9 protein-coding genes are annotated in these 10,632 nt (G+C 73.2%); 4 read left to right on the top strand and 5 right to left on the bottom strand.

The window, feature by feature from the left end:
• From RZ84_RS40100 to RZ84_RS11675, 3 genes are all read right to left on the bottom strand, one after another.
• On the bottom strand, positions 1 to 225 hold a 225-nt coding region (locus tag RZ84_RS40100; protein WP_206743090.1), incomplete at its 3' end, for a hypothetical protein.
• 42 nt (positions 226 to 267) lie between these two features.
• Positions 268 to 1,272 (bottom strand): aldo/keto reductase, encoded by a 1,005-nt coding sequence (locus RZ84_RS11680; protein ID WP_043264263.1) that lies wholly within the window; start codon positions 1,270 to 1,272, stop codon positions 268 to 270.
• A gap of 157 nt (positions 1,273 to 1,429) precedes the next feature.
• Positions 1,430 to 2,884 (bottom strand): MFS transporter, encoded by a 1,455-nt coding sequence (locus RZ84_RS11675; RefSeq protein ID WP_043269673.1) that lies wholly within the window; start codon positions 2,882 to 2,884, stop codon positions 1,430 to 1,432.
• 192 nt (positions 2,885 to 3,076) lie between these two features.
• Here RZ84_RS11675 and RZ84_RS11670 point away from each other — a divergent pair, with 192 nt between their 5' ends.
• Positions 3,077 to 3,961, top strand: coding sequence for a helix-turn-helix transcriptional regulator (locus RZ84_RS11670; RefSeq protein WP_043264262.1), 885 nt, complete (start codon positions 3,077 to 3,079; stop codon positions 3,959 to 3,961).
• A 43-nt stretch (positions 3,962 to 4,004) separates the two neighbouring features.
• Here RZ84_RS11670 and RZ84_RS11665 read toward each other — a convergent pair whose 3' ends face one another.
• Entirely contained in the window at positions 4,005 to 5,462 is a 1,458-nt protein-coding gene (locus tag RZ84_RS11665; RefSeq protein ID WP_043264261.1) for an MFS transporter, read from the bottom strand.
• 64 nt (positions 5,463 to 5,526) lie between these two features.
• Between RZ84_RS11665 and dusB the strand changes: the two genes are divergently transcribed.
• Entirely contained in the window at positions 5,527 to 6,663 is a 1,137-nt protein-coding gene (gene dusB / locus RZ84_RS11660) for a tRNA dihydrouridine synthase DusB (protein ID WP_043264260.1), read from the top strand.
• A 301-nt stretch (positions 6,664 to 6,964) separates the two neighbouring features.
• Entirely contained in the window at positions 6,965 to 7,540 is a 576-nt protein-coding gene (locus RZ84_RS11655; protein ID WP_078893699.1) for a MarR family winged helix-turn-helix transcriptional regulator, read from the top strand.
• A 34-nt stretch (positions 7,541 to 7,574) separates the two neighbouring features.
• On the opposite strand, the gene RZ84_RS11650 is transcribed toward RZ84_RS11655, so the two are convergent.
• Entirely contained in the window at positions 7,575 to 8,501 is a 927-nt protein-coding gene (locus RZ84_RS11650; protein WP_052229892.1) for a helix-turn-helix transcriptional regulator, read from the bottom strand.
• Between the two features lie 103 nt (positions 8,502 to 8,604).
• Between RZ84_RS11650 and RZ84_RS11645 the strand changes: the two genes are divergently transcribed.
• Entirely contained in the window at positions 8,605 to 10,155 is a 1,551-nt protein-coding gene (locus RZ84_RS11645; protein WP_241777666.1) for an MFS transporter, read from the top strand.
• The last annotated feature ends 477 nt before the right edge of the window (positions 10,156 to 10,632 follow it).

The following is a 10,632-nucleotide window of genomic DNA, read 5'->3' as shown; positions in this document are numbered from 1 at the left end:
CGGGGGGGCCCCCTGCCGGTCCACGGACGGCCGCCCGCGGCCACCGGCGGCCACCGACGGTCGCCGGCGGGCGGCTCGCTTGCCAGGGACGGCGGCGGTCGGCAGCTGATGCCCTGCGGTGGGGCCGTGAATGGCGGGCGGTCGGCGGGCGGCGTGCGGGTTGGCGTTGTTCATCGCCTTCCGTTCGCAGCTGCCGGGGTGCCCCGGCAGTGCCGCATTCGTCATCCGCTGCCTGATGTCACTCCTCTCCGTTGTCAGCGTTCGTTGTCAGCGTTCGCTGTCCAAGTGGGCCATCTGGGCTGCCGGGTAGCGGTCGCCTGCGGCGGCGCCGGCTGGGATGGCCTGCTCGATGGCGATCAGGTCGTCGGCGTCCAGGGTGACGTCGAGGGCGCCGAGGGCCTCGGCGAGGCGGTCGCGGCGGCGGGCGCCGACCAGCGGGACGATGTCCTCGCCGCGGGAGAGGACCCAGGCGATGGCGGTCTGGGCGACCGAGACGCCCTTCTGGTCGGCGATCTTGCGGAGTGCGTCCACCAGGTCGAGGTTGCGCGCCAGGTTGTCGCCCTGGAAGCGCGGTGACATCCCGCGGAAGTCATGGGCGGCGAGCTTGCGGTCACGGGTGAAGTGGCCGCTGATCAGGCCGCGGGAGAGCACTCCGTAGGCGGTGATGCCTATGCCCAGTTCGCGGGCGGTGGGGAGGATCGCGTCCTCGATACCGCGGGAGATGAGGGAGTACTCGATCTGGAGGTCGGCGATCGGGGCGACGGCGGCGGCCCGGCGCAGGGTGTCCGCGCCCACCTCGGAGAGGCCGATGTGGCGGACGTGGCCGGCCTCGACCAGCTCGGCGATGGCGCCGACGGTCTCCTCGATCGGGACGTCGGGGTCGACGCGGGCGATCCGGTAGATGTCGATGTGGTCGGTGCCCAGGCGCTGGAGGGAGTACGCGGCGAAGTTCTTCACCGCGGCGGGTCGGCCGTCATAGCCGGTGAAGCCGCCCTCGACGGTGCGCAGGGCGCCGAACTTGACGCTGGTCAGGACCTTTTCGCGGGCGGCGGCGGGGGCCGTCCGCAGGGCTTCGTTGATGAGGAGTTCGTTGTGGCCCATGCCGTAGAAGTCGCCGGTGTCGAGGAGGGTGATGCCGGCGTCGAGGGCGGCGTGGATGGTGGCGAGGGATTCGGCGCGGTCGCTGTCGCCGTAGAGGGCGGACATGCCCATGCAGCCGAGGCCGAGGGCGGAGGTCTGCGGGCCGGTGGTGCCGAGGGTGCGGGTCTGCACGGCGTGCTCCTGAGGGAAGGGATGGTGGGCGGCTGGTTGAGCCGTGCCTTCACCATGACATGACGGCTGACAGATTTCAATATTTGTCAGCCGTGAGGGTGAGGGGTGGTGGAGGGGGTGGGGAGCGGGCCGTGGGGGAGGGGCGTGGCGCGAGGCCTCAGCGCAGGGTGCGGGGGAGGCGGAAGCCGAGCAGGGTCGTGCCGAGGACGATCAGGAGCTGGGCGAGTACGGCGGCGAGGAAGGCGTCGCGGATGCCGGCGGAGGGGAGCAGGGCGAGGAAGAGGGTGCCCAGCGTTGCCACGCCGAGAGCGAGCCCGGACTGCTGTGTGGTGACCATGACGCCGCCGCCCACGCCGGCCTGCGCCACCGGCAGTTCGCTCAGCACGATCCGCATCAGGACCGGCAGCAGCAGGCCCTGCCCGATGCCCAGCACCGTCATGCTCGGGGCCAGCTCCAGGACCGGGATGTGCGGCCAGTCGGCGTGGACGGTCAGGGCCAGGGCGAGCAGCCCGGCGCCCTGGAGCAGCGAGCCGGTGATCACCACCCGCCGACCGAAGCGTTGCACCAGCCGCGGCCCGGCCAGCGAGGCGAGGAAGAAGGCGAGGCAGAGCGGGGCCAGCGAGATGCCGGCGGCGAGCGGGCCGTAGCGCAGGCCGGTCTGGAGGGCCACCGCCACCACGAACATGAAGCCGCCGAAGCCGACCGAGAACGGGACGATCATGGTCAGGCCGCTCTGCACGGAGGGGATGCGCAGGAGGGACGGCGGTACGAGGGGGGTGCGGCCGGTCCGCTCGGCGCGGCGCTCGACGGCGATGAACGCGGCGGCCGAGAACGGGAAGACCGCCAGCAGCACCCAGGACCACACGGGCCAGCCGGCGGCGCGGCCCTCGGTGAGCGGCAGCAGCAGGGCGATCAGGGAGGTGGCGAGCAGCGCGGTGCCGGGGCCGTCGACGCGGCTGGGGTGCGGGGACCGGGTCTCGGGGACCGTACGGGACGCCAGCAGCCAGGCCACCACGGCGATCGGGACGTTGACCAGGAACACCGCGCGCCAGCCGGTGCCGGCCAGGTCGACCGAGACCAGCAGCCCGCCGAGCACCTGGCCGACGGCGCTGGAGACGCCGGCCGTGCCGCCGTAGAGGCTGACGGCCTTGGCGCGCCGCTTGCCGGTGGTGGTGGCCTGGATGGTGGCCAGTACCTGCGGCAGCAGCAGGGCGGCGGCCGCGCCCTGGGCGACCCGGGCGATCACCAGCGTCCAGGCGTCGGGGGCCAGTCCGCAGGCGAGCGAGGTGAGACCGAAGGCGGCCAGGCCCCAGAGGAACAGCCGGCGCCGGCCGGCCATGTCGCCGAGCCGGCCGCCGAGGACGAGCATCGTGGCGTAGGCGACGCCGTAGCCGGCGACCACCATTTCCAGCAGGGCGGGGCCCGCTTGAAGGTCGTGGTCGATGGTCGGCAGGGCGACGTTGACGATAAAGAAGTCGATCATCGGCAGGGCCGCGCCCAGGAGGACGGTCAGCAGGCCCAGGGGGGTCAGCAGCGGGGTCTCCGCCGGACGGTGCCGGGCGGCCGTGGTGGGCGGTGCCGGTGTGGTGCTCGGTATCTGGGTTTCGGTCACGGAGTCGAGGATCACGGTCGGCTCAGACGGGTACCAGAGTGTCCTTATCCTGGTATCAGCGCTACCTGGCAACCGTCTTGGCGCTGCGGCAGGCTGGTCGCATGAGTCTGGATGCGACCGATGTGGCAGCTGCGGCGGGACCGGGCACCGTCCCGGATATGGCCCCCGTCCCGGAGGCGACGGTGCCGCGGGGTGCCGCAGGGTGCCACACGCGGCGGTGGCGGCGCAGCCCCGCGGGCCGACGACGCCATCCGGCGGGCGGAGTTGGCCGCTTTCCTGCGCAGCCGCCGGGAGCGCATAACCCCCGAGCAGGTCGGCCTGCCGCGCGGCAGCCGCCGGCGCACCCCCGGGCTGCGCCGCGAGGAGGTCGCGCATCTCGGAGCGGTCGGCGTGACCTGGTACACCTGGCTCGAACAGGGCCGGGACATCCACGTCTCGCCGCAGGTGCTGGACGCGGTGGCCCGCGCACTGCTGCTGGACCGCGCCGAGCGCAGCCACCTCTTCGCGCTCGCCGGGGCGATCGACCCGCTGCCGGGCAAGGAGTGCACGGGCGTGCCGCTGGCGTTGCGGCAGATCCTGCACCGGCTCGCGCCGTTCCCCGCGGTGGTGCAGAACAGCCGGTTCGACATCCTCGCCTACAACAGCACGTACGGGCAGCTGATGTGCGGCCTCGACGCGCTGCCCGAGGAGGACCGCAACTGCATGTGGCTGGCGTTCACCCACCCCGGGTGGCGGGCCGTGCTCGGCGACCGGGAGGCCACGGTCCGGACGATGACCGCCAAGTTCCGCGCCTCGATGGCCGAGCACGTCGCGGAGCCGGCGTGGAAGGCGCTGGTGACGCGGCTGACCGAGGCGTCGGCGGAGTTCCGGGAGATCTGGGCGCAGCACGAGGTCGAGCGCACGACGAGCGCCGTCAAGGTCTTCCGGCACCCGGAGGTCGGTGTGCTCCAGCTGACCGGGACGCATCTGTGGACGGGTCCCAATCCGGGGCCGAAGGCGCTGGTGTACACCCCGGTCGACGAGGTGTCCCGGGAGCGGCTGGAGCAGTTGGAGAAGCTGGCGCTCGCCCAGGGGTGAGGCGTGCCGCGCGGCGGGCCGGATCCGACCGGGCGGACCGGTCCTACGACCCCGCGCCCGCCCGGCTCTGCCCGCGGGCCGTGTCGTCCTCGAAGAGCGCCGCGGTGCGCCGGGCGGTGGCGCGCGCCCAGTGGCCGGTGGTCAGGGCGCCGAGGAGGAGGATCGCGGCGCCGCAGCCGGTGATGATCCACCAGGCGGGGCGGCCGGCGGCGAGGAACGCGGCGCGGGTGGCGCCGAGATGCGCCCCGCCGGCCAGCACGGCGCCGATCACCGCGACGCCCAGCGACTGCCCGACCTGCCGGCTGGTGGAGGCCACCGCCGCCGCCACACCGGCCTGCGCGCGCGGCATACCGGACACCGCGGTATTGGTGATCGGGGCGTTGACCAGGCCGAATCCGATGCCGAAGAGGACATAGCCGAGGAACAGCAGGGCGGTGGCCGACGCGGCGTCGAAGGCGGCGAAGAGCAGGCCGCTGGCGGCCATCGCGGTACCGGCGAGCAGCAGCGGCAGCCGGGCGCCGCGGCCGGCGACCAGACGTCCGGAGAGCGGCGCGAAGACCAGGGTCATCCCGGCCATGGGGAGCATGTAGAGGCCGGCTTCCATGGCGGACAGGCCGCGGATGTTCTGGAGGTAGAGGGTGTTGACGAAGAGGAAGCCGCCGAGCGCGGCGAAGGCGCAGACGGCTATGAGGGTGGCGCCGCTGAACGGGGCGCTGTGGAAGAACCGCAGGTCGATGAGGGGTTCGCGGCGCCGGCGCTGGTAGCCGACGAGGGCGGCGAAGGAGGCCGCCGCCACCACGACGAACGAGAGGATCTCCGGGGAGGTCCAGCCGGTCTCCGGGGCCTGGATGATCGCGTAGGTCAGGGAGCCGAGCAGTGCGATCACCAGCAGCTGCCCCACCGCGTCGACCCGGCGGGGCCTGGGGGCGCGGGACTCCGGGACGTACCGCCGGGTGAGGAGCAGCGCCAGGGCCCCGATCGGGACGTTGATCCAGAAGATCGACCGCCAGCCGACGCTCTGCACCAGCAGCCCGCCGATCACCGGCCCGGCCGCCATGCTGATGCCGACCACACCGCCCCACACCCCGATGGCGCGGGCCCGCTCCCGGGGGTCGGTGAAGGTGTTGGTGATGATCGACATGGCGACGGGGTTGAGCATCGACCCGCCGACCGCCTGCACCATACGGAAGACCACCAGCCACTCCAGCCCGGGTGCCAGGCTGCACAGCAGCGAGCCGAGCGTGAAGACCACCAGCCCGACGGTGAAGATCCGGCGGCGGCCGAGGCGGTCCGCCGTCGAGCCGGCCAGCATCAGCAGCGACGCCAGGACCAGGGTGTAGGCGTCGATCGTCCACTGCATCCCGGAGACCGAGGCGCCCAGCTCGTGCTGCACGGACGGCAGCGCGACGTTCAGGACGGTGTTGTCGAGGCTGACGATCAGCAGGCTCAGGCAGCAGATCGCCAGGACCAGCAGGCGGCGACGGCGGCTGACGACGGGCATGGTTGAACGTTACAACGATCCCGGCCGGACGTCCCCGGCGGGGCAGCTCGCCCGGTGCGGGACAATGGGGTTCATGACTTCGCTGACGATCGGCCCGCACGCGGTGCAACCCCCCGTGGTGCTCGCGCCCATGGCCGGGATCACCAACGCCCCGTTCCGGACGCTGTGCCGGGAGTTCAGCGGCGGCAAGGGCCTCTTCGTCAGCGAGATGATCACCACCCGGGCGCTGGTCGAGCGCAACGAGAAGACCATGCAGCTGATCCGCTTCGACGCGAGCGAGCGGCCCCGCTCGATCCAGCTGTACGGTGTCGATCCGGCCACCGTCGGCAAGGCCGTCCGCATGATCGCGGAGGAGGACCTGGCCGACCACATCGACCTGAACTTCGGCTGCCCGGTCCCGAAGGTGACCCGCAAGGGCGGCGGCTCCGCCCTCCCGTACAAGCGGAACCTGCTGCGCGCCATCCTGCGCGAGGCGGTCACCGGCGCCGGTGACCTGCCCGTCACGATGAAGATGCGCAAGGGCATCGACGACGACCACATCACCTTCCTCGACGCCGGCCGGATCGCCGTCGACGAGGGCGTGACCGCCATCGCGCTGCACGGCCGCACCGCGGCCCAGCACTACGGCGGCACCGCCGACTGGGACGCCATCGCGCGCCTCAAGGAGCACGTCCCGGAGATCCCGGTGCTCGGCAACGGCGACATCTGGTCCGCGGACGACGCGGTACGGATGATGCGGCGGACCGGCTGCGACGGCGTGGTCGTCGGCCGCGGCTGCCTGGGCCGCCCCTGGCTCTTCCGCGATCTGGTCGCCGCCTTCGAGGGCACCGGCACGCCCGCCGCGCCGACCCTTCGCGAGGTCTCCCGCGTCATGGTCCGGCACGCCGCGCTGCTCGGCGAGTGGACTGGCGACGAGAACCGCGGCGTCATCGACTTCCGCAAGCACGTCGCCTGGTATCTGAAGGGCTTCGCGGTCGGCTCGGAGCTGCGCAAGCGGCTGGCGATCAGCTCGTCGCTCGCCGAACTGGAGGACGGCCTGGGCGAGTTGGACCTCAACCAGCCGTGGCCGGCGGGCGCCGACGGACCGCGCGGCCGGACCTCCGGCAACAACCGCGTGGTACTGCCCGACGGCTGGCTGCGCGACCCCTACGACTGCGCCGGCGTCAGCGAGGAGGCGGAACTGGACACCTCGGGGGGCTGACCGGCGGTTGGTCCCGGCCGGCGAACAGGCCGATCGGAGCTGCCGGTGACGGTCGGCTCGCCGGCGCCGTCCCGCCACGAGCCGGCCGCGCTGGTCGTGCTGTGCCGCGGCGAGCGGCTGTCGGCGGCTGAGCGCAGGCCGGATACCGGCCGCCGGCCCGGGGGCGGTGGCGCCGTCCGGGTGTACGGCGTGATGTCCCGGGGGCCGTCCGGTCGGGGCCCCGTTACCGTGTGCAGCCGATGTGCCGCCGTGCGGCGGGCGCGTCCGGCGGCCGGGTAACGGGAGAGGTGAGGAAGATGCCGTGGTGAGCGGGCACCGCTCCGTGGAGGACACGGACGAGGCGGTACGGGCCAGGCTCGGCGACACCCCCGTCCGGCAGGAGCGGATGGCCGCGGTCGCGGGCCTCTACCGCGCCGCGGCGTCCGTACGGCAGCACTTGGAGAACTCGGTGCTGCGCGGCGCCGAGCTGACCTGGACCTCGTTCGTGGTGCTGTGGGTGGTGTGGGTCCGGGGCGCGTGGGAGACCCGCCGGGTCGCCGAGGAGGCCGGCATCTCCAAGGGCACCCTCACCGGTGTCGCCCGCACCCTCCAGTCCCGCGGCCTGATGGCACGCACCCCGCACCCCACGGACGGCCGGCTCGCACTGCTCTCCCTCACGCCCGAGGGCGAGGCGCTGATGGCCCGGACCTTCCCGGAGTTCCACGCCGAGGAAGCCTTCGTCACCGAGGGGCTGACCGACGACGAGGCACTGACCCTGGCGGAGCTGCTGCGGCGGATCGTCACCCAGGTGGAGACCCGGGGCGCGGAGCGGCGGCTGGAACTGCTGGACGGGGCGGACCCGGCACCGCGCAGGAGCGGGCGGCGGGCGAAGACGTAGCCGGTCCCGGTCCGGCGGGCGTACCGCCCGGCGATCAGCCGCCCTCCCGGCCGGGCGCGCCCACGGCCACCAGCCCGGCCGCTCCCAACTCCCGGTAGCGCGCGAGCAGTTCACCGAGCACCCGCTCCGCGTCCGGGCCGTCCGGCGTATAGATCCACATCGTGGCGGCGGGCGCCTCGGTGGTGGTGAATCCCGTCGCGGTGATGGCCACCTCGCGGCCGTCGACCGTACGGAACGCCTTGCGGTGGGTGGCCGGCGCCAGGACGTCGTGCCGGGCCCACATGTCGGCGAACAGCGGGCTGGCCGCGGAGAGTTTGCGGATATACGCCCGCCACTGCGGATCGTGCATCCGGCGGCCGAATGCGGCGCGCAGCTGGCCCACCATGAAAGAGACCTCGCGTTCCCAGTCGACCAGCGGCTGGGATTCCTCGTCGGCGGTGAAAAGCCGCCACAGCACATTCCGTTCCGGCGGCGGCAGCAGCACCATCCGGGGATCGAGCGCGGCATAGGCGTCATTGAATGCCAGGACGTCGTAGCGGGCACCGACCAGGCCCGCCGGAAGCGGGCTCAGCGAATCCAGAATGGTCTGCACCGCCCGCGTCCGGGGCGGAACCGGAATCTCCTCGGCGGGGGATTCGGGGGCGGCGGCGCCGGGGACGTCCGCGAGCCGGTGCAGATGCGCGCGCTCCGCCGGGCCGAGCAGCAGCGCACCGGCGATGGCGTCCAGCACCTGGACGCTGGGGTTGATCGCCCGGCCCTGTTCCAGCCAGGTGTACCAGGCCACGCCGACGCCCGCGCGCTCGGCGACCTCCTCCCGGCGCAGGCCCGGAGTGCGCCGCCGCGGGCCGCCGGGCAGGCCCACCTCCCGGGGCGTGATGCGCTCCCGGCGGAGCCGCAGGAACGCGGCGAGTTCACCGCGCCGGGCGGCAGCGGCGGATGCGGAACGGGTGATCGCTGACACCGGCCCATCATGCGGGACGCCCGCCGGCCGGTGCCAGATACCGCCGGTACCAGGATCACCGGATCTCTGGTACCGGAATGCGCCGGTGGTGACCATCGCTGCCATGAACGAGACCACCGATGAACTCACTTCCCGCACCGCGGATTCCGCCCGGCAGGCGCGGCCCGCGCCCGGGATACGCCGGCACCATCGCCGTACCGGAATCGCCGGGCGAAAGGCGGGCGCCAAAAGCACCGGAGATACGGGCGTCCTGGTCGTCATCCTCGGCGCGGTGTTCATGGCGCTGCTGGACGCGACCGTCGTCAATGTCGCCACCCCGACGATGCGCACCGACCTCCATACCACCGGCTCCGCACTCCAGTTGATCGTCTCCGGCTACACCGTTTCCTATGCGGCGCTGCTGATCACCGGCGCCCGGCTCGGCGCCCGGCACGGATTCCGTACCGTCTTCCTGACAGGTCTGGCCCTGTTCACGCTGGCGTCGGCCGGCTGCGGGCTGGCGCCGGACGCCGGGGCGCTGATCGGCGCCCGGGTGGTGCAGGGCCTCGGCGCCGGGCTGATGGTGCCGCAGATATACAGCCTCATCCAGCTGACCTTCGAAGGGCACGCCCGCGCCCGGGCGTTGAGCCTGTACGCGGTGGTGATCGCGGTGGCCGTCGTGGTCGGGCAGGTCGCTGGCGGCCTGCTGGTCAGTGCGGACCTGTACGGAACCGGCTGGCGCCCGGTCTTCCTGATGAACGTGCCCGTCGGGCTGGCGCTGCTGGCCGCCGCGGTGCGGCTGCTGCCGCGCGCCCTGCCGCGCCAGGCCGGGGGCCTGGACCTGCCCGGACTGGTCACACTGACCGCCGCGCTCCTGCTGCTGGTCGTCCCGCTGGTACTGGGACACGAGCAGCACTGGCCGCGGTGGACCACCGGCTGCCTGATCGCCGCGGCTCCGGTCCTCGGGGTGTTCGTCCTCGTCGAGCGGGCGGTGGCCCGGCGCGGCGGCGCGCCGCTGGTGCCCGGCCGGGTGCTGCGCTCCCCGGACCTGGTGTACGGGGCGGCGGCGCTGTTCTTCTGCATGGCGGGCTACGCGGGCTTCCTCTTCTGCCTCTCCCAGCATCTCCAGTCGGGCCTCGGCGAGTCCGCGACCCGCGCCGGGCTGGCCTTCGCGCCGCTCGCCGTCGGCGTCGCCACCGGCAGCCTCACCTGGCAGAAGCTGCCCGCCCGTTGGCAGCTGCCGATGATCGCCGCCGCCTGCACCCTCGCCGCGGCCGGCTGTCTCGGCATCGGACTGGTCCTGCGGTCCGGCGGCGCCGGCGGTGCCGCGCTGCCGCTGTGCCAGCTCCTCTGGGGGCTCGGTCTCGGCTACACCACCAGCCCGCTGCTGACCCTCGCGCTGTCCCGGATCGCCCCGGCCGACGCCGCGGACGCCGGCGGGGTGCTGACCACCGTCCCGCAGCTCGCCCAGGTGGCGGGGGTGGCGGCGTACGGCAGCGTCTTCCTGGCCCGCGCCGACCACCCCGGACCGCCGGCCGCCACCTCGGCGGCGGCCCTCTACGCGACCGCCCTCCCGGTGGCGGCCGGCGCCCTGCTCGGTGCCCTGACGCTCGTCCCGCTGCTGCGCCGGCGCCGCCACGGCACCCGCGGGGCCGCCCCGTTGGGAGGGGAGTGACGGCAACGCGCCTGCCGGGCAGAGGTATACGACCCGGGACGCCGAGGTGCGATTCCCGCCACCCGGGAACTATGGCCTGATACCGGTGCTCACCGAACTCGGCCCGGCGGCGCGCCGGAACGCCCCTGCCGACGGAGAACCGGCGCCGGCCGTCGCGACCGGCACCGCGGCCGACCCGGAGCGGTGGGTGGCCGAATCGCGTGCGGAGCTTCCGGCGGTACGGGAACGGGTGCGCACACCGGTCGACGCATTCCTTGATCGACTAGCCGAAGCGGGTCCAAATGATGGGACTGGCTCACACATGAGCGCGTGATTCTCGCCACCCCTGATAGGGGTGCCGCTCAGATGAGCACAATCGGCCGGACTCTATCTCTCGCAATGGTGGCACCGCGTGCCATCCGCCGCCTGTTCAAGCAATCAACGTCGTCATTGCGGTGAGTAGATCCACTGCGACCTACTGACTGCGTAGCGCAGTGA

This window comes from Streptomyces sp. CT34, assembly GCF_000805335.1.
Taxonomy (GTDB): domain Bacteria; phylum Actinomycetota; class Actinomycetes; order Streptomycetales; family Streptomycetaceae; genus Streptomyces.
This window is presented reverse-complemented; position numbering and strand designations above follow the sequence as displayed.

Excerpts from the sequence above, each read along its gene's own strand:
- RZ84_RS11665 (WP_043264261.1), bottom strand. The coding sequence starts at position 5,462 with ATGCCCGTCGTCAGCCGCCGTCGCCGCCTGCTGGTCCTGGCGATCTGC.
- dusB (WP_043264260.1), top strand. The coding sequence starts at position 5,527 with ATGGGGTTCATGACTTCGCTGACGATCGGCCCGCACGCGGTGCAACCC.
- RZ84_RS11645 (WP_241777666.1), top strand. The coding sequence starts at position 8,605 with ATGAACGAGACCACCGATGAACTCACTTCCCGCACCGCGGATTCCGCC.